The sequence below is a fragment of the Vibrio echinoideorum genome, assembly GCF_024347455.1.
In the GTDB taxonomy this organism is placed as follows: domain Bacteria; phylum Pseudomonadota; class Gammaproteobacteria; order Enterobacterales; family Vibrionaceae; genus Vibrio; species Vibrio echinoideorum.
Map to the genome: position 1 here is coordinate 1,090,863 of NZ_AP025483.1, position 25,983 is coordinate 1,116,845.

General features: G+C 43.6%; 22 protein-coding genes. 16 read left to right on the forward strand and 6 right to left on the reverse strand.

Annotation, left to right across the window (positions count from 1 at the left end):
* Positions 1-402 precede the first annotated feature (402 nt).
* The gene (fadR, locus tag OCV36_RS05105; protein ID WP_017076672.1) at positions 403-1,242 is read left to right on the forward strand and encodes a fatty acid metabolism transcriptional regulator FadR; all 840 of its coding nucleotides are present in this window, start codon (positions 403-405) and stop codon (positions 1,240-1,242) included.
* 172 nt (positions 1,243-1,414) lie between these two features.
* Here fadR and OCV36_RS05110 read toward each other — a convergent pair whose 3' ends face one another.
* Both OCV36_RS05110 and metG read right to left on the reverse strand, forming a co-directional pair.
* Complete coding sequence (locus tag OCV36_RS05110; RefSeq protein ID WP_102554361.1) at positions 1,415-1,894, reverse strand: YehS family protein; 480 nt, start codon at positions 1,892-1,894, stop codon at positions 1,415-1,417.
* Positions 1,895-2,118: 224 nt separating this feature from the next.
* Positions 2,119-4,194 (reverse strand): methionine--tRNA ligase, encoded by a 2,076-nt coding sequence (metG, locus tag OCV36_RS05115; RefSeq protein WP_135454516.1) that lies wholly within the window; start codon positions 4,192-4,194, stop codon positions 2,119-2,121.
* Positions 4,195-4,350: 156 nt separating this feature from the next.
* Here metG and apbC point away from each other — a divergent pair, with 156 nt between their 5' ends.
* From apbC to OCV36_RS05130, 3 genes are all read left to right on the forward strand, one after another.
* Entirely contained in the window at positions 4,351-5,427 is a 1,077-nt protein-coding gene (apbC, locus tag OCV36_RS05120; RefSeq protein ID WP_017076675.1) for an iron-sulfur cluster carrier protein ApbC, read from the forward strand.
* 300 nt (positions 5,428-5,727) lie between these two features.
* Positions 5,728-6,369: a uridine kinase gene (udk, locus tag OCV36_RS05125; protein WP_017076676.1), complete on the forward strand. Its 642-nt coding sequence runs from the start codon at positions 5,728-5,730 to the stop codon at positions 6,367-6,369.
* 106 nt (positions 6,370-6,475) lie between these two features.
* On the forward strand, positions 6,476-8,602 hold the full coding sequence (locus OCV36_RS05130; protein ID WP_135454517.1) for an AsmA family protein: 2,127 nt from the start codon (positions 6,476-6,478) through the stop codon (positions 8,600-8,602).
* A gap of 229 nt (positions 8,603-8,831) precedes the next feature.
* Here the strand turns inward: OCV36_RS05130 and cobO are convergent, their stop codons facing one another.
* Positions 8,832-9,437, reverse strand: coding sequence for a cob(I)yrinic acid a,c-diamide adenosyltransferase (gene cobO, locus OCV36_RS05135; RefSeq protein ID WP_029224603.1), 606 nt, complete (start codon positions 9,435-9,437; stop codon positions 8,832-8,834).
* A gap of 84 nt (positions 9,438-9,521) precedes the next feature.
* Between cobO and OCV36_RS05140 the strand changes: the two genes are divergently transcribed.
* Positions 9,522-9,971: a low molecular weight protein-tyrosine-phosphatase gene (locus OCV36_RS05140; protein WP_135454519.1), complete on the forward strand. Its 450-nt coding sequence runs from the start codon at positions 9,522-9,524 to the stop codon at positions 9,969-9,971.
* Positions 9,972-10,115: 144 nt separating this feature from the next.
* Here OCV36_RS05140 and OCV36_RS05145 read toward each other — a convergent pair whose 3' ends face one another.
* A complete protein-coding gene (locus tag OCV36_RS05145; protein ID WP_102554354.1) occupies positions 10,116-11,663 on the reverse strand; it encodes a SulP family inorganic anion transporter in 1,548 nt (515 codons plus the stop codon).
* 257 nt (positions 11,664-11,920) lie between these two features.
* Positions 11,921-15,169 carry a ribonuclease E gene (rne, locus tag OCV36_RS05150; RefSeq protein ID WP_135454521.1) on the reverse strand — a complete coding sequence of 1,083 codons (3,249 nt, stop codon included), beginning with the start codon at positions 15,167-15,169 and terminating at the stop codon, positions 11,921-11,923.
* A gap of 617 nt (positions 15,170-15,786) precedes the next feature.
* Here rne and rluC point away from each other — a divergent pair.
* On the forward strand, positions 15,787-16,731 hold the full coding sequence (gene rluC / locus OCV36_RS05155) for a 23S rRNA pseudouridine(955/2504/2580) synthase RluC (RefSeq protein ID WP_135454523.1): 945 nt from the start codon (positions 15,787-15,789) through the stop codon (positions 16,729-16,731).
* 285 nt (positions 16,732-17,016) lie between these two features.
* Here the strand turns inward: rluC and OCV36_RS05160 are convergent, their stop codons facing one another.
* On the reverse strand, positions 17,017-17,598 hold the full coding sequence (locus tag OCV36_RS05160) for a Maf family protein (protein ID WP_135454525.1): 582 nt from the start codon (positions 17,596-17,598) through the stop codon (positions 17,017-17,019).
* Positions 17,599-17,747: 149 nt separating this feature from the next.
* On the opposite strand from OCV36_RS05160, the gene yceD reads away from it, so the two are divergent.
* The 10 genes from yceD to mltG all read left to right on the forward strand — a co-directional run bounded on the left by yceD (position 17,748) and on the right by mltG (position 25,979).
* Entirely contained in the window at positions 17,748-18,275 is a 528-nt protein-coding gene (gene yceD, locus OCV36_RS05165) for a 23S rRNA accumulation protein YceD (protein ID WP_135454527.1), read from the forward strand.
* Positions 18,276-18,319: 44 nt separating this feature from the next.
* On the forward strand, positions 18,320-18,490 hold the full coding sequence (gene rpmF, locus OCV36_RS05170; RefSeq protein WP_004737376.1) for a 50S ribosomal protein L32: 171 nt from the start codon (positions 18,320-18,322) through the stop codon (positions 18,488-18,490).
* A gap of 9 nt (positions 18,491-18,499) precedes the next feature.
* Complete coding sequence (gene plsX, locus OCV36_RS05175) at positions 18,500-19,525, forward strand: phosphate acyltransferase PlsX (protein ID WP_017076685.1); 1,026 nt, start codon at positions 18,500-18,502, stop codon at positions 19,523-19,525.
* Between the two features lie 5 nt (positions 19,526-19,530).
* Positions 19,531-20,481: a beta-ketoacyl-ACP synthase III gene (locus OCV36_RS05180; RefSeq protein ID WP_010437276.1), complete on the forward strand. Its 951-nt coding sequence runs from the start codon at positions 19,531-19,533 to the stop codon at positions 20,479-20,481.
* Positions 20,482-20,561: 80 nt separating this feature from the next.
* The gene (gene fabD / locus OCV36_RS05185; RefSeq protein WP_135454529.1) at positions 20,562-21,485 is read left to right on the forward strand and encodes an ACP S-malonyltransferase; all 924 of its coding nucleotides are present in this window, start codon (positions 20,562-20,564) and stop codon (positions 21,483-21,485) included.
* Positions 21,486-21,510: 25 nt separating this feature from the next.
* A complete protein-coding gene (gene fabG / locus OCV36_RS05190; protein ID WP_010437280.1) occupies positions 21,511-22,245 on the forward strand; it encodes a 3-oxoacyl-ACP reductase FabG in 735 nt (244 codons plus the stop codon).
* A gap of 166 nt (positions 22,246-22,411) precedes the next feature.
* Positions 22,412-22,645: an acyl carrier protein gene (gene acpP, locus OCV36_RS05195; protein ID WP_012603569.1), complete on the forward strand. Its 234-nt coding sequence runs from the start codon at positions 22,412-22,414 to the stop codon at positions 22,643-22,645.
* Positions 22,646-22,738: 93 nt separating this feature from the next.
* Positions 22,739-23,983, forward strand: coding sequence for a beta-ketoacyl-ACP synthase II (gene fabF, locus OCV36_RS05200; protein ID WP_017076687.1), 1,245 nt, complete (start codon positions 22,739-22,741; stop codon positions 23,981-23,983).
* A gap of 104 nt (positions 23,984-24,087) precedes the next feature.
* Positions 24,088-24,966: an aminodeoxychorismate lyase gene (gene pabC, locus OCV36_RS05205; protein WP_135454531.1), complete on the forward strand. Its 879-nt coding sequence runs from the start codon at positions 24,088-24,090 to the stop codon at positions 24,964-24,966.
* Positions 24,963-25,979 (forward strand): endolytic transglycosylase MltG, encoded by a 1,017-nt coding sequence (mltG, locus tag OCV36_RS05210; RefSeq protein WP_017076689.1) that lies wholly within the window; start codon positions 24,963-24,965, stop codon positions 25,977-25,979. The genes pabC and mltG overlap by 4 nt, the downstream gene beginning before the upstream one ends.
* Positions 25,980-25,983: the final 4 nt, after the last annotated feature.

Here is a 25,983-nt window from a genome sequence, read left to right on the forward strand (position 1 = left end):
AAATACCTATTTTTTGTTGAGAAACGCGATCAAAGTAGCGCAAGCATACCACTTAAAATGTGATAAAAACCGACTAGAATCAATATTTCAGCGAAATGATTGAAATTAACATGATAAGGACGGTTTATATATGATTATTACAACTTAACATTGCAAATTCGCAATTCTAAAATTATGACTAATCTCATTGATTTTAAAGAAAATTTGTTGTGTTAACAACTTGTTGAAATGGTGATTTATAGTCGCTTGCTTTCTAAACTTAAGGGGCAAACGTGTGCTGCACGTTAGAGCTTTAACTCTACTGGTGGTTTTGGGTGAGTAAAGTTTTTGAGGGTGTTTCCGCTAGGAGTGACTAGTGGTATGATGAGTAAATTAGAATAATTAAATTGGATTGAAGTGTAGATGGTCATTAAGGCGAAGAGCCCGGCAGGCTTTGCAGAAAAGTATATCATTGAAAGTATTTGGAATGGCCGTTTTGCTCCTGGCTCTATTTTACCCGCAGAGCGTGAGCTTTCTGAATTGATTGGTGTAACACGCACCACGCTTCGTGAAGTGCTTCAGCGCCTTGCTCGTGATGGTTGGTTGACAATCCAGCACGGTAAACCAACTAAAGTTAACCAGTTTATGGAAACCTCAGGTCTTCATATCCTAGATACGTTGATGACGTTGGATGTTGATAATGCGAGCAAAATGGTAGAAGACTTACTTGCAGCTCGAACTAATATCAGCCCGATCTTTATGCGCTATGCTTTTAAATCAAACAAAGAAGCTTCTGAACGCACGATCACTAACGTGATTGAATCTTGTGAAGCTCTATTAGCGGCACCAACGTGGGATGAATTTTTAGAATCTTCTCCTTATGCTGACAAGATTAAACAAGCTGTTAAAGAAAATGTAGAAAAAGACGAAGCGAAACGCCAAACGATCTTAATCGCGAAGACTTTCAACTTCTATGATTATATGCTTTTCCAACGTTTGGCATTCCATTCAGGTAACCAAATTTACGGCCTGATTTTTAACGGTGTACGTAAACTTTATGACCGAGTGGGTAGCTACTACTTCTCTAACCCAGAAGCACGACGTTTAGCTATGGACTTCTATAAAGAGTTGTTCGTTATATGTGAGAGCGGCCAACGTGAAAACTTGCCATTGGTGATCCGTAATTACGGTATTGCAAGTGCGCAAGTTTGGAATGAAATGAAAACGACGTTGCCGACTAACTTTACTGAAGACGACAGTTAAGCTTTCAACTAATTATTGTTAGGTCTATTCAGTCAGTAACGTAAATAAAACGAAAAAGCGGCGAGATAATCAGATTATCTCGCCGCTTTTTATTGTTTAATTAAGCTTACTTTTTCAGTTGTAAGCCTGAATGGTTTTTACTGTTAAGCATTAAGCAAAAACCAAGCTTTGATTAACCTGAGAACTCTTCCGAATCTGGACGGTTAGTAAATTGCACACCATTTAGAAAGTCGCACAATAGTTGGTCTTCGCACACTTTATAGTTTTTGTTCTCTGGTTTGCGGAAGTAAGCACCAATTTCGTACTTACTTAGGCTTACACCAACGACTTCTAATACGTCTAGTACATCTTCTGCTTTCATGTTTAACGCAATACGTAGCTTCATGAAAATCATGTTGTTGGTCAGAGCAACTTCAGGTTTAGGCTGAACACCTTCTTTTTTGCCACGCTTAAGGTTGATGAAACCATTTAGGAATACCGCTAACTCTTTATCTTTCATTGTAGAGCATGACTTGTCGTTGTCGTCTTTTAGCCAGTTAATCACTTGGTCATGAGCAATGGTCACGTCAGCTTGCTCGATAGCTTTAATGATCTGTGCATTTTTAAGGTTTAGTGCGTGTTGAATACGACGCAAGATTTCGTTGTTAGTCACTGGGGATTCCTAAAAAGGGTTTGTAGAGTAAAGAGGTGTTGGTTTTAGCCTGTTATCATCGACAAGCCAATTTCCACTCTACATAGCATAGTTGACGGCGACTCTAACAGAGAACGCATTTTTTCGGTAGATATAAAAAATCCCTAATGCTTATTAACTCTTTTAAGTTAAAAGTGCATCAGGGATTTCATTATGAATGTTGTGTTACCTGACTAAGGTCAGAATTACATTACACGCATACCAGGTTGAGCACCTTCGTGTGGCTCAAGAATCCATAGGTCACTGCCACCAGGGCCTGCCGCTAGGATCATGCCTTCAGACATACCAAACTTCATCTTACGAGGTTTTAGGTTCGCTACCATTACCGTTAGTTTGCCTTCTAGCTCTTCAGGTTTGTAAGCTGATTTAATGCCAGAGAACACTTGGCGAGTTTCACCACCGATGTCCAGTTGGAACTTCAGCAGTTTGTTCGCTTTTGGTACTTCTTCACAAGAGATGATACGAGCAATGCGCATATCTACCGCTGCAAATGCATCGAATTCAATCTCTTCTGCAACTGGCTCTTTGTCTAGCTCAGTTTGGCTTGCTTGTTCTTTTTCAGCTTCCGCTTTTTCTTTCGCTGCTGCTTCAACGGCTGCGTCTTCTTTAGAAGATTCGATCATTGCTTCCACTTTCTTAGGATCAATACGGCTAAATAGCGCTTTGAACTTAGTGATTTCGTGATCAGTTAGTGGCGTTGCAATGCCTTCCCACGTTAGCTCTTCGTTTAGGAAAGCTTCAGTGCGAGCCGCAAGCTCTGGCATTACAGGTTTCAGATAAGCCATTAGTACGCGGAATAGGTTGATACCAACAGAAGAGACTTCTTGAAGCTCTTTCTCTTTGCCTTCTTCTTTCGCAAGAACCCAAGGTGCTTTCTCGTCGATGTATTGGTTTGCTTTGTCAGCAAGTGCCGTTACTTCACGAATAGCACGGCTAAACTCGCGAGTTTCGTACAGTTGACCGATACGCTCAGCTGCTGCTACGAATTCGTTGTAAAGCTCTGGTTCTGCAAATTCAGCAGAAAGCTTGCCTTCAAAACGCTTGGTGATGAAGCCTGCGTTACGAGAAGCTAGGTTAACAATCTTGTTTACTACGTCAGCGTTTACACGTTGAGTGAAGTCTTCAAGGTTAAGATCTAAGTCATCAATACGGCTGTTTAGTTTCGCAGCGTAGTAGTAGCGTAGACACTCAGGGTCTAGGTGGTTTAAGTACGTGCTTGCTTTGATAAATGTGCCTTTCGACTTAGACATCTTCGCACCGTTCACCGTTACGTAGCCGTGTACGAATACGTTGTTTGGCTTACGGAAACCAGCGCCTTCTAGCATTGCAGGCCAGAATAGGCTGTGGAAGTAAACGATGTCTTTACCGATGAAGTGGTAAAGCTCAGTTGTGCTGTCTTTCTTCCAGTATTCGTCAAAGTTTAGATCGTCACGCTTGTCACATAGGTTCTTGAAAGAAGCCATGTAGCCAACAGGAGCGTCTAGCCATACGTAGAAGAATTTGTTTTTCTCACCAGGGATCTCGAAGCCGAAGTAAGGTGCATCGCGTGATATATCCCACTGTTGCAGGCCAGACTCGAACCATTCCTGCATTTTATTTGCAGTTTCATTTTGTAGAGAGCCTGAACGAGTCCACTCTTTCAACATGCTTTCGAACTGAGGCAGGTCAAAGAAGAAGTGCTCAGAGTCTTTCATTACTGGAGTTGCGCCAGATACTGCTGATTTCGGATTAATCAGTTCAGTTGGGCTGTATGTCTCACCACAGTTATCACAGTTATCACCGTATTGGTCTTCTGACTTACACTTAGGGCAAGTACCTTTTACAAAACGATCTGGTAGGAACATTTCTTTCTCAGGATCGAAAAGCTGAGAAATAGTACGGCTAGAGATAAAACCGTTCTTTTTAAGTTCAAGGTAGATATGAGAAGCCAGTTCACGGTTCTCTTCACTGTGTGTGCTGTGGTAGTTATCAAAGCTAATATCGAAGCCAGCGAAGTCTTTTTGGTGCTCTTCACTTACTGCAGCGATCATCTCTTCTGGTGTAATACCCATCTGTTGTGCTTTAAGCATTATTGGTGTGCCATGAGCATCGTCAGCACAGATGAAGTTTACAGTGTTGCCACGCAGGCGTTGGTAACGAACCCAGATGTCGGCTTGGATGTGCTCAAGCATGTGACCTAGGTGAATCGAACCGTTAGCGTACGGAAGGGCACAAGTAACCAGTAGTTTCCTTGGATCAAGAGTTCTTGGATCGTTTGCCATACTTAATATTCGCTTTTATTGATAGGTATAAATTTGATGGGTAATACTACTTTATAACGTGTGTCACGCCAAGGTATCAGACACAGGATTCCCTTAGTTTTTTAGGGGTTCAGTCTTTCTCTCGCTGGTGATAGCATAAATAAAAAAGGAGCCGCAATGCGTAACTTTACTTCAAAGCAAGATTTCTGTTCATGGTTGAATGAGTTCGAGTCACCAATCCTCATACCAGAGTGGGCGCTACACCAAAATATTGTATCGGTTGATCCGCGTGGATCATTTGTTATTACCTTGCCTTTTGCTGCCAATCAGCTCGCGGTCGAACTGGAACAGTGGATCCACTCTCAAATTGAACAGCAACTGGTGAGTGCTTTCCAATTTGAAGTAAATGTGAAGCCGTCGGCGTTAGAAACCACGGTTGCTACCCCATTGAAAGGCGTGAAAAATATTATTGCAGTAACGTCTGCAAAGGGCGGGGTGGGTAAATCCACAACATCTGTAAATCTTGCTCTGGCTTTATCTAAGTCTGGCTCAAAAGTCGGATTATTAGATGCAGATATCTACGGCCCATCTGTGCCTATGATGCTTGGTCAGCTAGACGCAAAACCCGAAGTGCAAAATAACAAATGGATGATGCCAATTGAGGCGCACGGTATTTTTACTCATTCTATCGGCTATCTTGTGTCGAAAGATGATGCTGCCATTTGGCGTGGTCCAATGGCGGCTAAGGCTCTGGGTCAGTTAGTTAACGAAACAGTATGGCCTGAGTTAGATTATCTTGTCATCGACATGCCACCGGGTACCGGTGATATTCAACTAACCTTGTCACAACAGATCCCAGTGACGGGTGCAATAGTGGTGACTACTCCTCAAGATCTAGCATTAGCAGATGCGCGTAAAGGCGTTGCGATGTTTGATAAAGTGAGTGTGCCTGTGGCGGGTTTAGTCGAAAACATGAGTTACCATATTTGTAGCCACTGTGGTGAGAAAGAGCATATCTTTGGCGCTGGTGGCGCAGAGGCTATGTCAGAAGAGTTTTTCCTTGATATTTTGGCGCAAATTCCCCTTCATATTGATGTACGTAAAGACATCGATGCAGGTTGCCCGACGGTAATACGCCGTCCAGATAGCGAACACACGCGTCATTATCTAGAACTTGCTGAAAATGTCGCTGCAAAAATGTTCTGGACGGGAAAAGCGAGACCGGAAGCGATTAACTTTTCGATGGTTGAATAGCGCGAGCCTATCTCAGAGTCGTACAAATAATGCTTCGGCCGTGATGATCGCTGACGTTATTTGGAAAATAGCGGTCTGAGCTAGCTAAAAAGCTTTTGGATTTGGGTTAATCACCATTGGGGTTGTGCAAATAGTTGTAGGGAAGTTATTTGAAAGCAAACGATTGTATTCATTAAATGCATTGATATCATCAATTTGACTGCAATTAGCTAGAATGGCGACTAGAATCTATGTTGTTTAGCCCCTATAATCAGGCGGTTTATCTCTTCCCACCACCAAACCATATCGGGTGCAAAATTAATGTCTGATAATAATCAATGTGTCATCGTAGGTATCGCTGGCGCTTCAGCTTCAGGAAAAAGTCTGATTGCTAGTACAATTTATAATGAATTGCGCGAAAAAGTAGGCGACCATCAAATTGGTGTTATCACGGAAGATTGCTATTACAGCGACCAAAGCCACTTGAGTATGGAAGAGCGTGTTAAAACTAACTACGATCACCCAAATGCACTAGATCATGATCTTTTATGTGAACATCTACAGCAGCTAATGAGTGGTAACGCAGTAGAAGTTCCTGAATACAGCTACACCGAACACACACGTACATCTGAAGCGACTACACTTACTCCTAAGAAAGTGATCATTTTAGAAGGTATTCTGCTATTAACAGACCCACGTCTACGTAGCCTAATGCACGCAAGTGTGTTTATGGATACACCGCTAGACATTTGTCTATTACGCCGTGTTAAGCGAGACGTAGAAGAGCGTGGTCGTACAATGGACACTGTACTCAAGCAATATCAAGAAACAGTACGCCCAATGTTCATGCAGTTTATCGAGCCTTCAAAACAACATGCAGACATCATCGTTCCTCGTGGTGGTAAAAACCGTATTGCGATTGATGTGCTAAAAGCGCACATTGCGAAGTTGTTGAAGTCTTAATCGAATAAAATTTTGCTTAAGTGACTCACTTAGCTTTATTTTTTACCGAATCAGTGGCACTTTTATAGTGCCACTTTCTTTTGGAATCTAAGCAAGGAATATGCGGATGAAGAAACTACTCATTTTCATAGCTGTACCAGTATTTGTTGTTATTGCAGCAATTCTGGCACTAGTGCTGTTAGTGAATCCCAACCAATTTAAGCCATTAATTGTCGAACAAGCCCAAAAACACACAGGCCTAGAGCTCGTGATCGAGGGTGATATCAGCTGGCAATTTTTCCCATCTATTGGCTTTGCACTTGGTCAAACTGAATTACGTAACCCCGAAGGATTTACCCAACCGAACCTATTTAAGGTCGATAACGTTGGTGTCGATGTTTCTGTTACTCCGCTATTTAGTAACCAATTGGAGATCGGCAACGTTACTCTGGATGGTGCCGAATTTTATTTAGAAACGCTTAAAGATGGTCGTAAGAATATTGATGCGTTAACACAAGCCTCAACGCCTCAAGAGTCTGAGCCTGCCCCAGATACCAGCTCTGAATCAGCGCCTGCTCCTGAAGATCAAAGCACTGCAGAAGCATCAGGTTGGACGATAAACCTTGCAGGCGTCACTGTCTCAAACGCACTGTTTGAAATGGATGACAAGCAAGCGGGTTCCTTCACCAAGTTATACGATGTGTCTTTGAATCTTTCTGAGTTTGCCGTTGATACATGGACAACAGCAACCTTTGCAGCCTCTGGCGAAAACAATCAACAGAAGTTCTCTGCAGAAGGTAGTGCTGAGTTTAAATTAGCGGAAGGTTTCGTTAGTTACGCCCTGCGCAATATTGACCTTAATGCCAAGTTCAATGATCCAGCAACGTCAATTGAGTCGGCGAAGATTGGCTTGAATACGTTTGAGTTCGATAAGGTTAACCAACTAACTTACGCTGTGATTGGTAATGCTGCTGGTCTTGATCTTGATCTTAAAGGTGGCGGTGAGCTAACGGTTGATAGTGCGATTTCAAAAGTAACACTGAACAAGCTAACGTTAGACTCAACATTCAAAGGCGATACGCTTCCTCAGTCACCAATGAAAGTAGATATGCTGTCTGATTTAAGCTTTGATCTAAACAAGAACCACTTGAGTTTTGTGTTAGAGAAGTTGCAGGCTAATGCTATTGCGTTAGACGGTAAAGCTGATGTGACTTTATCTGAAATACCAAAAGTTCGTTTCTCTCTCCATAGCCCTAATATCGATTTAGATGAGTTCTTAGGTTTAAGCAAAACAACTGAGACGGCGAGCACTGCGCCTTCAGACTCTGCTGGTGGCTCAACCTCAAGTGCTGGTAACTCCGCTCCTGCGAAAGAAGTGGAACCTGACCTTTCGGCACTGAAAACGCTAGATGTCAAAGGTGACATCACGATTGATAAGTTCAAGGCGAGCAATGCGAAAATGCAGAACGTTAAAACAGCATTCTCGGTTAACCGTGGTATTGCTGAATTAACGTCGTTCACATCGAACCTTTATGATGGCTCTATTTCGGCGACAGCACGATTAGATGCCCGTAAAACACCAGCGACTTACACGGCTAAGAAGAAGATCAAGGGCGTGAAGGTTCAACCATTATTGGTTGATGTCGCTGATAACGATATGCTTGAAGGTACCGGTAATATTGATGTTAACGTTAAAGGTAAGAGCTTAACGCCAACAGGCATCAAGAAAAACCTAGTCGGTACTATTGTGATTAACTTTGAAGATGGTGCAGTTAATGGTATCAACGTTGCTCAACTGATTCGAGAAAACTACGCTAAGATCAAAGGCGAAAAAGTCGAAAGTAAAAATGAGGCTCAAAAAACTGATTTCAGTGCAATGAAAGCGACACTGAAAGTAGATAAAGGTTGGGTTTCAACTAATGACTTAACAGCACAGTCACCATTGCTACGCGTGACAGGTCAAGGTAAAGCAAACTTCATCAACGAAACGGTCGACTTCCTTGTGAGAACATCCGTGGTTGGTTCGCTAGAAGGTCAGGGTGGTAAAAACATTGATGACCTGAAAGATGTGACTATCCCAATCAAAATCACTGGCCAGTGGGCTGATCCGAAATTTGCCCTTGTTTTTGATGATGTGTTGAAACAGAAAGCGCAGAAAGAGATTGACCGTGGTGTGAATAAGCTAACGGATAAGATCAAAGACGAGAAGACTAAAGAAGCGGTTGATGGTTTGTTGAAAGGTTTCTTTAATTAATTTTCTTTAAGCAATCGTCTTTAACTAATCTATGTTAATAGTATATAAAAAGCGCCATTCCTGTTGTAGGAATGGCGCTTTTGTTTGGGCGCTGATAATAATCAAGAGAGATTCCCTATGATGCTCGTGCCTCGTTCTAGGGAATGACAAGCTTAGACTGATAACTTTCTAGCGTCGTCATTTTAGATAGGGGAGAGTTACTGAGTCGGGAACCTCTAGTTAAAGAAGATTACCAGTCGACACCTTGCAGCGCTTTTACACCAGATTCAAAAGCGTGTTTCACATTTCGAACTTCAGATACGGTATCTGCCATCTCAGTTAAAGTTCGGTGTGCGCCGCGGCCTGTAATGATTACAGACTGCATCTTTGGACGATTATTCAGTGCTTCTACCACTTCATCTAACTCGATATAACCGTAGCTCACCATGTAAGTCAGTTCATCAAATAGAATTACATCAATTGACTCATCCGCTAGCATGCGCTGGCATTCTTTCCAAATACGTTGTGCGGCTTCAATATCTTTTGTTTTATCTTGGGTTTCCCATGTAAAACCAGTTCCCATGACTTGGAATTCTACATCTAGTTTTTGAAGAACGTTCTTTTCACCGTTATCCCAAGTCCCTTTAACAAATTGAGCAACGGCACATTTTTTACCATGACCGACGGCTCGAGTGATGGTGCCAAAACCGGATGTTGATTTACCTTTACCATTGCCAGTGATAACCAACAATAGGCCTTTCACTTCTTGCGCTGCTGCGACACGTGCATCGACTTGTTCTTTTACTTTCTGTTGTCTTGCTTTGTGGCGTTGTTCTTTGTTGTCTTCGGTCGACATAACAAATCCTTTTAAGTTGTGATTGCACCTATCATAGCCTAACTTAACGATAGCAAAAACCATCGGAAGAACAGGTGATTAAGGATGAAAAAGATACTCGTTGTTTGTATGGGCAATATTTGTCGTTCACCCACAGGTGAAGCGGTGCTAAGAAAGAAAGCGCAGCAGTTAGATGTTGATGTGGTAGTCGATTCTGCCGGGACAATTGGGTTCCATAAAGGCAATCCACCCGATTCACGCTCAAAGTCTGCAGGAGAGAAAAGAGGCTACAGTTTTAAGGGGATAACCTCTCGCAAAGTAGTCATGAATGACTTTGAAGAGTTTGACCTGATACTGGCAGCTGATAAGGCAAATTTAGACGATTTAATGAGCCAGTGTCCTACTCATCTCCAATACAAGCTTGTGCTATTTTTAAGCTTTGGAGAGTCACAATATCAAGAAATTCCCGATCCGTATTATGGTGAGGGAAATGGCTTTGAATTGGTGTTGGATTTAATCGAAGAGTCTAGCGAAGCTATCTTGAAGTTAATTTAGCTCGGATACTCTTGCTTAGAACTTAGAACTTAGAACTTAGAACTTAGAACTTAGAACTTAGAACTTAGAGCCTAGGTGATAGACATAAAAAAGGCCGACATTTAATGTCGGCCTCTTCAATCTAGCTTAAAACAGTGACTAAGATTACTTAGACATCACTTTGTAGATTGGGTCTTCTGCAACGTTCGCTTCAACTAAACTACCGGCTTTGTGCAGCATAGCAACACAGTCTTTGCTTAGATGGCGAAGGTGAAGTGTCTTACCTAATACCGCGTAACGGTCAGCGATAGTATCGATCGCTTCAATCGCTGAGTGGTCTGTAACGCGTGAGTTTGCGAAATCAACGATAACATCTTGTGGATCGTTGTATGCATCAAACAGCTCCAGGAAGTTAGCCGTTGAACCAAAGAAGATTGGACCGTTAACTTTGTACTCTTTTGAGCCTTCCGCGTTTACAGATGTATCTGCGTAGATGTGTTTGGCATGTTGCCATGCGAACATTAATGCAGAAGCAACTACACCAACACCCACGGCTACTGCAAGGTCAGTCAGTACTGTTACAACCGTAACAAGAACGATAACGAAGAAGTCTTGCTTAGGAACACGGCGAGCCAGTTTGAAGGTTGCCCATTCAAATGTACCGATAACAACCATGAACATTACACCCACTAGCGCAGCTAGAGGAATCATCTCGATAAGTGCAGAGCCGAAAAGGATGAACATCAGTAGTGCTACTGCAGCAACGATACCAGAAAGACGACCACGACCGCCTGAGTTTACGTTGATCATCGATTGACCGATCATCGCACAACCACCCATCGCGCCAAATACAGAACACGTTACGTTAGCCATACCTTGACCAACACATTCACGGTTAGATTGACCACGAGTGTTCGTCATCTCATCAAGTACCGTTAGTGTTAGTAGAGATTCGATCAGGCCGATAGCCGCCAGAATAATTGCGTATGGCAGGATGATTTGCAGTGTTTCGAATGAAAATGGAACTGCGGGAATCGAGAACGTTGGTAGAGAGCCCGCTAGTGTTGCGGCTTCATCACCAGACATCGTGCGCAAGAAATCGACAACCGTACGAGTTTCAAGATCAAGGCCAACAACCAAAGCCGTTACCGTCACAATAGCAACCAACGAAGATGGTACTGCTGTTGTGAGTTTAGGAAGGAAGTGGATGATACCCATTGTCAGTGCCACTAGGCCTAACATCAGTGTCATTTGACCGCTTGGTAACCAAGTTAATGCACCCGTTACATCAGGCGCTTTAAATTGACCAAGCTGTGCTAAGAAGATAACGATCGCTAAGCCGTTCACGAAGCCAATCATTACTGGGTGCGGAACGATACGGATAAATTTACCCAGCTTGAACACACCCGCTGCAATTTGCAGAAGGCCGGCTAACATAACGGCCGCAAATAGGTATTGAACGCCATGGGTTGCTACTAGGCTTACCATTACAACGGCCATTGCGCCAGTTGCACCAGAAATCATACCTGGACGACCGCCAAAGACAGAAGTGATTAAACCTACGATGAATGCTGCGTAAAGACCAACCATTGGGTCAACGCCAGCAACAAAGGCGAATGCTACGGCTTCAGGTACCAGAGCTAAGGCTACTGTAAGACCTGAAAGCACATCATTCTTTACAGAGTGCTTTGAAAATTGTGGGAATTCGAACATGTTTGCTCAGCTATGCTTAAGATGGATTTACCGACACGGGTGTATTGCGTAGCCAAACGGTGATGGAAAAGAGCGGCAATAGCGGAGTGTCGAAAAGATAAGTGCGCGAATGCTACCCAAAAATGTGACTAAGTTCAAGGTTGAACCCCATTTTGAGTAATATATCTATTATAAATTATCAGAAGAATAGATATAAAAAGGGCCACTTATAAAGAAGTGGCCCTTGGGGTTACCTACGGATTAATCCGAGAAACCGATTAGTATTGAGGCTTAGTCATGCCTGCGCCAGCTTTGTTAGACGCTGCTTGGCTACCTGCACCTTTCGGTACAAAGCGTTCAGTACGGAATGGAGCTGCAACAACTTGAATCTCTTTGATCTCTTGAGGACCAGGAGCTTTAGTCATTGGTGAGCCCGCACGTTTCTTAGCTACCACTGCTTTTGGTGTTGCTTTAGGAGCTTCTGATTTTACAACAGGAGCCTCTTCAACTTTTACACTTTCAGCTTTAGGAACTTCAACTGCTTCAGTTTCCACAACTGGTGCTTCAACAACGGTCTCTTCTGCTTTAACAGTTTCAACTGGAGTGCTTGCTACAGGTGTTTCTACCTTCGGAGTTTCAATTGCTGCAGGAGCTTCAACTACTGCAGGCGTTTCAACTACTGCAGGCGTTTCAACTACTACAGGTGTTTCAACTACCACAGGTGTTTCAATTGCTGCAGGAGCTTCAGCAACAGCGTCTTCACGACGGACAATCACTTTACCCATAGCAAGCTCAGGGCATGCAAAGCCACCGGTCATAGCTACGTTGCTTTGCGGTGCAGTCTCTTGAGTTGTGTTCTGCTCTTGTGCATTTACTGCAACTTGAGTTTCAACAGCCACTTGAACTTCTGCCACTTCAGGTTTTGTCTGATTGTGGTAAGGTTTTGGAATGAAGCGAGGCATCACTTTACCCATAGCCATCTCAGGAGAAGCTACACCACCTTTACGTAGGCGGAATGGGTTAGGGCGACGGTCACGACCGCGACGACGACGTTGACCACTTGCACGTAGATGACGTGGAGAACGACGGTTACGACGTTGTTTCGTCGGCTCTTCCTGTTCAGTTTGCTCAGAGCTTGCTTGAGTTGCTTCTACTTGTTCCGCAACTTTCTGCTCTTGTGCTACTGACTGATCTTTAGCTACTGCTTGTTCTTGAGTCGCAGATGGCGCTTTCTGTTCATTTAAAGAACTGTCTGCGTTGGTATCTGTTTCTGCTTGAGCTTGCTGGTCTTTAACTCGAACTAGTTTGTTCAGCTTACGACGTTGACGACGCTCTTTGATCTTAACAGCTTTAGCTTCAGGCTTAGCCTTCGGCGCTTCTGGCTTATCAGCTTGCGCTTCTGCAGCTAACTGTAGGCCTTCTTCTGCTAATTTCGATGGTACTACTTGCTCTTCCTGTTGCTTCTGCTCATCACGTGGCTTATTGCGACGATCTTGTTTAGGCTTACGAGGCTGACGAGTTTGCTGTGGAGCTGTTTCTTTTTGCTCTTCAGGTTTCTCATCACGTACAGGTTTACGACGGCGTTTGTTGTCACGGGTTTCGTTACGATTGTCGCTACGCTCACCACGTTGTTCATTACGCTGTTCGCCACGTTCACCGCCACGTTCACCACGTTGGTTACGACGGCGATTATCGTTACGGTCACGGCGTTGACGGTTACCGTTGTTGCGGTTGTTCTTAGGTTTCTCTTCTTCTTGCTTCTCTTCTTGTTTCTCTTCTTGAGTCGAAGAGCCAAATAGGAAGCTACCGATAGCTTTGAAGAAACGACCAATTAGGCTAGGTTCTTGCGTTGCAGCTGGTTCAACTTTCTTCTCTTCAACAGCTTTAGGAGCTGGAGCAGGAGTAGGTGCTGATTGAGCTGGAGCCGCGAAACCTTTCAGAGCAGGCTCTTCGATCTTCTTAGGACGAATAGTCTGTTCTGCTGGTTCTTTGCTTTCTGCTTCTTTTAAAGCTTCTAGCTTGGTAGGCAGCAAGTAAGAGAGTAGATCGAACTCTTCACCTTCACGAACACGGATAACCTCAAAGTGTGGCGTTTCCATGTCAGAGTTAGGAACAACAGTGATCTTAACTTCTTGGTTCTTCTCGATGTGGTTTACTGAGCGACGTTTTTCGTTCAGAAGGTAAGAGGCGATTGGAACAGGCACAACAGCAAGTACTTGTGCTGTGTTGTCTTTTAGAGCTTCTTCTTCAATCAAACGTAGAACAGAAAGTGCTAGAGATTCGTTATCACGAACAACACCAGTACCTGTACAACGAGGGCAAATGTGGTGGCTTGCTTCTGCTAGTGATGGGCTCAAACGTTGACGAGACATCTCTAGAAGACCAAAGCGAGAAATGCGACCAATCTGAACACGTGCACGATCTAAACGAACGGCATCACGTAGACGGCTTTCTACTTCACGTTGGTGGCGAACCGGCGTCATATCGATAAAGTCGATAACAACAAGACCACCTAGGTCACGTAGACGTAATTGGCGTGCAATTTCATCGGCTGCTTCTAGGTTAGTGTTTAGCGCTGTTTCTTCAATATCGCTGCCTTTTGTTGCACGAGCAGAGTTGATATCGATAGAAGTTAGAGCTTCTGTTGGGTCGATCACGATAGAACCACCAGACGGAAGACGAACTTCACGTTGGAAAGCTGATTCGATCTGGCTTTCAATTTGGTAATGGCTGAATAGTGGCACTTCACCATCGTATTTCTTAACGCGATTCATGAAATCTGGGCGTATTAATTGAATGTGCGCTTGTGCACGTTCAAAAATAGTGTTGCTGTCGATTAGAATCTCGCCAATATCACGACGTAGATAGTCACGAATCGCACGAACGATAACGTTACTTTCTTGGTGAATGAGGAAAGGCGCTGCATTTGAATCAGAAGCTTGCTTGATAGCGCCCCAGTGATTCAATAGAACATTCAAGTCCCACTCTAGCTCTTCTGCACTTTTGCCAACACCCGCTGTACGCACGATTAAGCCCATACCTTGAGGAAGCTCAAGAGTGCTTAATGCTGCTTTCAGTTGAGTGCGTTCATCACCTTCGATTCGACGAGAAATACCGCCAGCTCGAGGGTTATTAGGCATAAGAACTAAGTAACTACCAGCCAAAGAGATGAAAGTTGTCAGTGCAGCACCTTTGCTACCACGTTCTTCTTTCTCTACTTGTACGATTACTTCTTGTCCTTCTCTTAGCACTTCTTTAATGCTAGGACGGCCTTGGTATGTATAACCTTCAGGGAAGTATTCGCGGGCAATTTCTTTAAGAGGGAGGAAACCGTGACGTTCTGCACCGTAATCAACAAATGCCGCTTCTAGGCTTGGTTCAATACGTGTAATACGTCCTTTGTAGATATTCGCTTTCTTTGATTCGTGACCTGGACTTTCGATATCAAGATCGAACAGTCGCTGGCCATCAACCAAAGCGACACGCAACTCTTCTTTTTGAGTTGCGTTAATTAACATTCTTTTCATTTAGAAATTCTCATTGTCTTTTCTTATTTTCATCATTGTTCTTATCGCTTTATTTCGTTTCTCATGGTGCCAGATCCCATGGCTTTATCGGTGCAGCCTCCCGGCTGGAGAGGGATGCTCTGGGGCACGTCAGTCATCATAGGGAGTTGGCCTATGATCCGCGATGTGGCGGTGAATACTCAACATGAGGTACGTGAGTAGAGCGATAAGGAACTCAGTTGACCGTGTCTTACGCCGATTGCAGCACTGTCTAATCTGAGTTATCTACTCATTTACTTGCTTATGAATGGTTGGCTGTATAAATAATAGTCAAACCACTAATAGCAGCTCTGAACTATAGCAGCGGTCGGTAAACACAGCAATCTGCTTTGTCGGAATGCTGTAAAAAAAACAGTTTTTGTTTGGGTTTTGATAGCTCTAACTCACTGTCTATAAATAATTTATCAATTGATATTTTAATTTGCAGGAATCTTGATGCTTTTTTGTTCGAAGAATCAAAGAAATATAGGGTTTTGAATATGATTTAGTGATGGATTCGAGAGTATTAAGGATAAATTAGTGCGGAATAGTGCCAAGAAAAAGTCAATTATCAAAAGTGACAGTGATACAATAGCTGCATGAGCGAAATTAGAACCCAAGTCCAGTTTGTCGACATCGACGAAGATATGGCTGGTCAGCGTATTGATAACTTCTTACGCAACCAATTAAAAACCATCCCGAAAAGCATGATTTATCGAATCGTGCGTAAAGGCGAAGTCCGCGTAAACAAAAAACGCATCAAGGCTGAATACAAACTAAAAGCAGGTGACTTAGTTCGTATTCCGCCAGTAACGATTGAAGAGAAAACAGAAGAGAACGTGCCAAGCACGAAACTCAACAAGGTCTCGGAATTAGAACAATGTATCATTCATGAAGATGATCATATGTTAATTCTTAATAAGCCGTCGGGTACTGCCGTTCACGGCGGTAGTGGGCTTAAGTTTGGTGCAATCGAAGCGCTACGTGCACTTCGTCCTGACGCTCGTTTTCTTGAGTTAGTGCACCGTATTGATAGAGATACGTCTGGCATTTTGCTTGTAGCTAAGAAGCGTTCAGCGCTAAGACATCTTCAAGCACAGTTCCGTGAAAAAACGGTTCAAAAATATTACTTCGCTTTAGTAATGGGCGAATGGAAAAACAGCTGTAAAGTGGTCAATGCACCTTTATTGAAAAATGAAGTAAATAGTATTGTTCGCGTAAACCCGAACGGTAAAGCTTCTGAAACTCGTTTTAAGGTTTTAGAAAGGTTCCAAGATGCGACTTTGGTTCAAGCGAGCCCGATTACTGGTCGTACGCATCAAATTCGTGTGCACGCACAATACACTGGTCATCCAATTGCATGGGATGATCGCTATGGTGATCGTCGATTCGATGCTTACACTAGTAAGATTGGTCTTGATCGTTTGTTCTTACACGCGGCAAACATCAAGTTTACTCATCCGGGTAGTGAAGAGAATATGGATATCTCAGCGCCAATGGAAGCAAGATTAGAAAAAGCACTGACTGGCTTACGTAAGCTCTAACTTTAAGAAGATACGAGATACGAGATACGAGATACGAAAGAGATAACTCTTTCAGGATTCAGTATCAGTTATCCGCAAATGATAAAGGTTGACGAATATCGTCAACCTTTTTTGTTTTCATCTGTTGTAGAAGATCCCCAACTCGCTCGTTCCTAGCTCTTGAGGATGACGACTTTTTAAAGTCAGGTTCTACATCATGAGCTGATGGACAATGTAGCTATCTTCGTCATTCCCTAGACTGACGAAGGAAGGAGTAGGGAATCTCTAACAAAGAGAGAGTATCCGTTATAGTACGCTCATTCCTTGCGCTTCTAACATATCGACCAGAACGATCAGAGGTAAGCCGATCAGCGTATTTGGGTCTTTGCCTTCCATTTGCTTGAACAGAGCAATGCCTAAACCTTCACATTTGAAGCTACCTGCGCAGTGATACGGCTGTTCTTTCTCTACATAGGAAATAATTTTTTGCTCTGTTAGATCACGGAAGTGGACAACGAAGGTATCTAAACGGGTGTCGGCTTTATTATCTTCGCTGTTCCATACGGTTACTCCTGTATAGAAAGTGATGCTCTTACCGCTCTGGCGAGACAACTGCTCGATGGCTTTTTCACGAGTATGCGGCTTACCAATGACTTCTCCGTCAATGACACAAACCTGATCAGAACCAATCACTAAGCTTGGTTGATCGACTAGACAAGATTTAGCTTTAGTTTCTGCCAAGCGCATCACTAACTGCTGAGGTGTCTCTTCTGGAAGTGGTGTTTCATCGCAGTCAGGCTTGGCTGTGACGAAGTCTAAGTGTAGCTTTTTGAGGATCTCTTGCCTAAATGGTGATGTAGAGGCTAAAACTAGTTGGTAATTTCTCATTTTAATTTACAATTCACGGAAGCATTTATCTCAGGATAACGTAACTTGTCCTGCTATTCATAATGCTCTGAATAGGAAAGGTAGGAAAGTACATTTTTTTTGCCATTTCCTTTGACTAAACATGATTTGGAAGATAAGATTCGCGCCCTATGCAAAAGGAAAAAATACCGCGTACAGTTGATCCGGCAAGAACGGCTCAAAAACGACTTAGTATGGATGGTATCATTCAAATAAGTCTTTTAAAGCGTTTAACCGAAACAACTGAAGGCGTAAAACGTGACGCGCAAGTCTCAATGTCATTTGAGCTTGATGAACAACGATTAGTCGTTATCTCTGGTAAAGCTAACGTCGAAGTCGATTTAGAGTGTCAACGTTGTAATGAGGTTTTCGCACATGAGTGCGATGTCCAATTTACTTATACTCCTGTTTACAGTGAGAAAAGTGAAGAGGAAGCACCGGAAGAGTACGATTTGGTAGATCTGAACGAGTACGGTGAGTTAGACCTGATTCAATTAGTTGAAGACGAGTTCATCCTTGGATTGCCTCAAATAGCAATGCACGACGATGCGAAATGTAGCGTTAACTCAAATAACTTGGTGTTTGGTGAACTTCCTAAAGAAATTGAGGAAGATAAAAAGCCGAATCCATTTGATGTTTTAAAAAACTTAAAGAAGTAACTTATTATTAAGTATCTTTAAGAATTTACATAGGAGTAGGGTCAATGGCCGTACAAAAGAGCAAGAAATCACGTTCAATGCGTGGCATGCGTCGTTCACACGATGCACTAACTACAGCTGCACTTTCTGTAGACGCAACTTCAGGTGAAACTCACCTACGTCACAACGTGACTGCCGAAGGTTTCTACCGCGGCAAAAAGGTTATCAACAAGTAAGGTTGACCTTTGCAAAATCTAACCGTTGCGCTTGATGCAATGGGCGGGGACTTCGGTCCTCGTGTAACAGTGCCTGCCGCCGTGCAGGCACTGTCGTATTTCCCAGAGCTAAAAGTCATTCTCATAGGTGATCGAAATGCGATCACATCTCAATTATCTTCATTAGGCCGAATGCCTGATTCTCGTTTGAGTATCCAGCATTGTGACCGAGTTATTTCCAATTCTGAAAAACCTTCACTAGCCTTACGTAATAGTCAGGGTAGCTCTATGCGTGTCGCTATCGATCTGGTTGCCGAATCACAGGCTGATGCTTGTGTGAGTGGTGGTAACACTGGCGCACTGATGGCTTTATCTCGTTTCAGACTCAAACTTCTTCCTGGTATTGATAGACCTGCATTGGTTTCAGCTTTGCCTACTGCGTCAGGTAACCGTACATGGATGCTTGATTTAGGGGCGAACGTTTCTAGTGATGCGGATTCACTCTTTCAGTTTGCCGTGATGGGCAGTGCATTAGCAGAACAACATTTAGGTCGTGCTCCCCGTGTCGCTATTTTGAATATCGGGGCGGAAGAAATTAAAGGCAACGATCTTGTTAAACGATGTGCTGAAATGTTGTCTAATACTCAGTCTGTTAACTTTATAGGCTATATTGAAGGTAATCAATTACTTCAAGATGCAGCTGATGTCGTCGTGTGTGATGGTTTTGTGGGCAATGTCTGCTTAAAAACGTGCGAAGGTACAGCTCAGCTCTTTATTGATAAGCTAAAAACGCGCATGATGGCTTCAACAATAAAGGGTTGGATTGCCAGAATGTTGTTTTCTGAGCTATTTACTGAATTAAAAACCTTGAACCCCGACCAGTATAACGGCGCAAGTTTGTTAGGATTGCGCGGCATTGTCATTAAAAGTCATGGAAGTGCTGATGTGTCTGCAGTCGTCAACGCGATTGGTGAAGCAGTACACGAGGTCAAACGACAAGTCCCCAGCCGCATTAGCGATCGTTTGGAAGCGGTTTTACTCGAGAGGCATTATTAGTCTTCATGTATAGCAAAATTTTAGGTACTGGCAGCTACTTGCCATCTCAGGTGCGTACTAACGCAGATTTAGAGAAAATGGTAGAGACTAGCGATGAGTGGATTGTTGCTAGAACTGGTATTAAAGAGCGTCGTATTTCAGCGGAAAACGAAACCGTTGCTGATATGGCGTTTTACGCTGCTGAGAATGCCATTGAAATGGCAGGAATCGACAAAGAAGATATTGATTTAATCATCGTTGCGACAACCAGCAGTAGCCATACATTCCCGTCTTCGGCATGTCAGGTCCAAGGTAAGCTTGGTATCAAAGGCTGCCCTGCGTTTGATTTGGCCGCAGCGTGTTCTGGCTTTGTTTACGCATTGTCTGTTGCTGATCAACATATCAAGACTGGTATGTGTAAAAACGTTTTGGTTATTGGTGCTGATGCACTGTCAAAAACCTGTGATCCGACTGACCGCTCTACTATCATCCTGTTTGGTGATGCAGCAGGCGCGGTGGTTGTAGGCGCAAGCGAAGAGCCAGGTATTTTGTCTACTCATATTTACTCTGACGGTAAATACGGTGAGCTTCTAAGCTTAGAAGTGCCAGAGCGTGGCGGTGATGCGGACAAATGGCTGCACATGGCGGGTAATGAAGTCTTTAAAGTGGCGGTAACTCAGCTTTCTAAGCTAGTTAAAGACACATTAGCGGCGAATAACATGGATAAGTCAGAGCTTGATTGGTTAGTTCCACACCAAGCCAACTACCGTATTATCTCTGCAACGGCTAAAAAGCTGACAATGTCGCTTGATCAAGTGGTGATTACCCTTGATAAGCACGGCAATACGTCTGCAGCTACCGTACCAACGGCACTCGATGAGGCTGTTCGTGACGGGCGAATTAAACGTGGCCAAACGCTTCTACTGGAAGCCTTTGGTGGCGGCTTCACTTGGGGTTCTGCGTTAGTTAAATTCTAACCTCAAGCGATAATCAACAAACAAGGCACATAACTTATGTGCCTTATTCAATTTTTTGCTTTGCTTAAAGGAAAATTACAATGAGCAAATTTGCTATCGTATTCCCGGGCCAAGGTTCTCAAGCTATCGGTATGCTTGCTGACCTAGGCGAACAGTATGATGTTGTTAAACAGACATTTGCTGAAGCTTCAGAAGCACTTGGTTACGATCTATGGGCATTGGTTCAAGATGGTCCAGTAGAAAATCTAAATGAAACTTTCCGCACTCAACCGGCTCTACTAACAGCGTCTGTTGCAATTTGGCGTGTATGGCAAGAGCTTGGTCTAGAACAGCCTGTAAACCTAGCAGGCCACAGCCTAGGCGAATACTCTGCGCTAGTGTGTGCCGGTGTTATCGACTTTAAAGAAGCGATCAAGCTGGTTGAGCTACGTGGCCAACTGATGCAAGAAGCAGTTCCTGCGGGCGTTGGTGCAATGTACGCAATCATCGGTCTAGATGATGAAGCGATTGCGAAAGCGTGTGAAGAAGCGGCGCAAGATGAAGTTGTGTCTCCAGTTAACTTCAACTCGCCTGGTCAAGTTGTTATCGCGGGTAATAAAGCGGCAGTCGAGCGTGCTGGTGCACTTTGTAAAGAAGCAGGCGCAAAGCGTGCACTTCCTTTACCGGTTTCCGTGCCATCTCACTGTGCACTTATGAAGCCTGCAGCAGACAAGCTAGCGATTGCTCTTGAAGCTCTAGAGTTCAATACGCCAGCACTGCCTGTTATCAATAACGTTGATGTTATTGCTGAAACAGACCCAGCAAAAATTAAAAGCGCACTTGTTCGTCAGCTTTACAGCCCAGTTCGTTGGACTGAAGGTGTACAAGCAATGAACGAGCAAGGCGTTGAAAAGCTACTTGAATTAGGCCCTGGTAAAGTTCTTACTGGCCTAACGAAGCGAATCGTAAAAACTATGACAGCTGCTGCGGTTAATGACACTGCATCACTAGAAGCTGCTAAGTAAATAAACACTTAATAGAGAAGTTATGATGAATTTAGAAGGCAAAGTTGCACTAGTTACAGGCGCAAGCCGTGGTATCGGTCGTGCAATCGCTGAACTATTAGTTGAGCGTGGTGCTAAAGTTATCGGTACAGCTACTTCTGAAGGCGGCGCTGCTGCAATCAGTGAGTATCTTGGCGAGAACGGTAAAGGTCTTGCTCTTAATGTAACTGACGTAGACTCAATTGCTGCTACACTGAAAACCATCAACGATGAATTTGGTGCGATTGACATTCTAGTTAACAACGCAGGTATCACTCGTGATAACCTACTTATGCGTATGAAAGACGACGAATGGAATGACATCATTGATACTAACCTAACGCCTATCTTCCGCATGTCTAAAGCTGTATTGCGTGGCATGATGAAGAAACGTCAAGGCCGTATCGTTAACGTTGGTTCTGTAGTTGGTACTATGGGTAACGCTGGTCAAGCTAACTACGCAGCTGCAAAAGCTGGCGTAATTGGTTTTACTAAATCAATGGCTCGTGAAGTTGCGTCTCGTGGCATTACAGTGAACACTGTAGCGCCTGGTTTCATCGAAACAGACATGACTAAAGCGCTAAATGATGACCAACGTGCAGCAACTTTGGCGAATGTACCGGCAGGTCGACTAGGTGACCCTCGCGAAATCGCTGAAGCTGTGGTATTTTTGGCGTCACCTGCGGCAGCTTATATCACAGGTGAAACACTTCACGTCAATGGCGGTATGTACATGGTGTAAATTATGTGCAACATTTGTGCATGATTTAAGTCAAGATCATACGTAATTTCGGTTAAAATCGTGAAAATTGTGGTTTGACCAGAAAAGTTGACCTTGCAACTTTCAATAGATTGAATAAACTACGGAAAACATCGCATAAAGCGAACTCTGTAAAGGAAAAGAAAAAATGAGCAACCTCGAAGAACGCGTAAAGAAAATCATTGTTGAACAGCTAGGTGTAGACGAAGCTGAAGTTAAAAACGAAGCTTCTTTCGTTGATGACCTAGGTGCAGATTCTCTAGACACAGTTGAGCTAGTAATGGCTCTAGAAGAAGAATTCGACACTGAGATCCCAGATGACGAAGCTGAGAAAATTACTACTGTTCAAGCTGCTATCGATTACGTAACTAGCGCTCAGTAATAATCTCTCCCAGGCGGTCACCTCGACCGCCTGTGTTTTATCTAACTCATCTATCCTCATCTTAAATCACCTCAATCCCCGGAGTGTAATATCGTGTCCAAGCGTCGTGTAGTTGTCACTGGCATGGGTATGTTGTCGCCGGTAGGCAACACTGTAGAATCTTCTTGGAAAGCCCTGCTAGCTGGTCAAAGTGGTATCGTTAATATCGATCATTTTGATGCAACCAATTTCTCAACTCGTTTTGCAGGTCTAGTTAAAGACTTTAACTGCGAAGAGTATATGACTAAAAAAGATGCTCGTAAGATGGACTTGTTCATCCAATACGGCGTCGCAGCAGGTATTCAAGCTTTAGATGATTCAGCCCTAACTATTACTGAAGAAAACGCTCCACGTGTAGGCGTTGCTATCGGTTCTGGTATTGGTGGTCTTGGTTTGATCGAAGCCGGTCACAAGGCTCTAACTGAAAAAGGCCCTCGTAAGATCAGTCCGTTCTTCGTACCGTCGACGATCGTGAATATGATTTCGGGTCATTTGTCTATCATGCGTGGTCTACGTGGTCCAAACATCGCGATTTCTACGGCATGTACGACTGGTCTACATAACATTGGCCATGCGGCTCGTATGATTGCTTACGGCGATGCTGATGCAATGCTAGCGGGTGGTGCTGAAAAAGCATCTACACCTCTAGGTATGGGCGGTTTTGGTGCAGCTAAAGCATTATCTACTCGAAACGATGAGCCTCAAAAAGCTTCTCGTCCATGGGACAAAGGCCGTGACGGCTTCGTTCTTGGTGACGGTGCAGGCATGATGGTTCTAGAAGAGTACGAACATGCGAAAGCTCGTGGCGCTAAGATTTACTGTGAGTTAGTTGGCTTCGGTATGTCAGGTGATGCTTACCATATGACATCTCCAAGTGAAGATGGCTCAGGTGGCGCACTAGCTATGGAAGCTGCGATGCGTGATGCTGGCATTACTGGTGAACAAATCGGTTATGTTAATGCACACGGTACATCGACTCCTGCAGGTGACGTAGCGGAAGTGAAGGGCATCAAACGTGCTCTTGGCGAAGCAGGCTGTAAGCAGGTATTGGTTTCTTCTACGAAATCTATGACTGGACACCTTTTAGGTGCTGCAGGTTCTGCTGAAGCTATTATCACTGCTATGTCTCTGGTTGACCAAATTGTTCCACCAACAATCAACCTAGATGATCCTGAAGAAGGCTTAGATATTGACTTAGTACCTCATACTGCGCGTGAAGTTAGCAACATGGAATATGCTGCATGTAACTCATTCGGTTTCGGTGGTACAAACGGTTGTTTGATCTTCAAAAAGATTTAATCATCTTATTAAAGACATAAACACTCGTAGATAGTCACAATTAGACTTGTTTTTAAACGGCTTGATGCTTTAGCATTGAGCCGTTTCTTTTTATGGAGAAAAACATGTTTTGGGTTGACGGAGAAAGCCAGCAAACTATCGATATCTTGGATCGTTCGTTTCAGTACGGAGATGGCTGTTTTACGACAATGCTTGTCCGAGATAGTCAGATTCCGCATTTTGACGATCATCAACATCGTATCGATGAATGCCTTAAAGCGTTACGTATTCCTGCTCTTGATTGGGATGTGGTTAATCTTTGGCTTGATAACGCACTTCAACATATCCAAGATAACGACCTTTATGGTCCAAAGAATCTTCATGGTACAAATAAGCTTCATGATACAAACAAGCTTCATGGTGTAAAAGCAGGGATCAAACTGCACATTAGCCGCGGGGCAGGTGGACGTGGCTACAGTACGAAGAATATTACTAAGCCGACGATAACCGTTAGTACGTTTGATTACCCTAACCATTACCTAGTGTGGCAAGATTTTGGTGTTGAACTCGGTCTTTGTAGTCAAGCTCTAGGACTCAACCCTTTACTTGCTGGCCATAAGCACAATAATCGCCTTGAGCAAATCTTGATGAAAGATGAAATGGATCAAGCTGGTGAGGTCGATGGCGTGGTTCTTGATATCTCGGGTAATGTAATTGAAACCACCATGGCTAATCTTTTTTGGCGCAAAGGTCAGACTGTTCACACGCCTCAACTGACGCAAAGTGGCGTAGCCGGGGTTATGCGTAAGCAAGTGTTAACCGCGCTGAATCAAACTGAACTTTCCGTTACAATTAGTGACTATTGCTTATCTCAACTCATGCAAGCTGATGAAGTTTTCATGACCAACTCCATTGTAGGGGTTGCCCCCGTTACCCGTATTAGTGATACCCAATTCGATATTGGAACCGTTACTCGTAGTCTTCAAGGACAACTAAACTCGTGATCAAAAAGTTATTTATTTTTATTATCTTGTGCCTAATCGCAACCACTGCTGCTGGGTTCTATGTTTACAACCAAGCTCAAGATAACTTGAAACAAGTCATTCAATTAGAAAAGCCACAGGTCGTCACTGTTGCTTCAGGCAGTAGCTTCAATCGTGTTCTAGCGCAATTGATTGATGATGGGTTATTCAAGGCTTCACCTTACGAGAAATTAATCCGTAAGTTACATCCTGAGCTTGTTGACGTAAAAGCAGGCACGTTCTTGCTCGAACCGGGTTTAACGCTAGAACAGGCGTTGCAAGTACTTGTCGAAGGAAAAGAGCACCAATTTACTATTACGTTTGTAGAAGGCAGTCGTTTTGACGAATGGCTTGTTCAGCTACAAGAAAGCGAATTCATCCAGCAGACGTTGGATGGTGTCTCTGAACAAGAGATCGCTGAAAAGTTGGGTATTGAAAATGAAAAGCTAGAAGGTCTTTTCTTAGCGGAAACGTACCACTATACCTATGGCACAACGGATTTAGATTTGTTGAAACGCGCCCACCGAGATCTAATGAACGTGGTGAATGATGAGTGGGAAAATAGAGCCGATAAACTGCCGCTTAAATCACCATACGAAGCGTTGATTCTTGCGTCTATCATCGAAAAAGAGACCGCAGTAGCTTCGGAACGCGAGCGTGTTTCGTCTGTGTTCGTTAACCGCTTAAACAAACGTATGCGTCTACAAACGGATCCTACAGTTATCTACGGCATGGGTGACAGCTATAAAGGCAACATTCGTAAGAAAGATTTACGTACTCCAACGCCGTACAACACATACACCATGAGTGGCTTACCACCGACACCTATTGCAATGGCGGGTAAAGCATCGATTAACGCGGCACTGAATCCAGAGAAGAGCAACTACCTGTATTTTGTTGCGAGTGGAACCGGTGGTCACGTATTTTCAAAGAGTTTGACTGAACACAACCGTGCAGTTCGAGCTTATTTAAGACAATTAAGAAAAAACAAATAAAGAA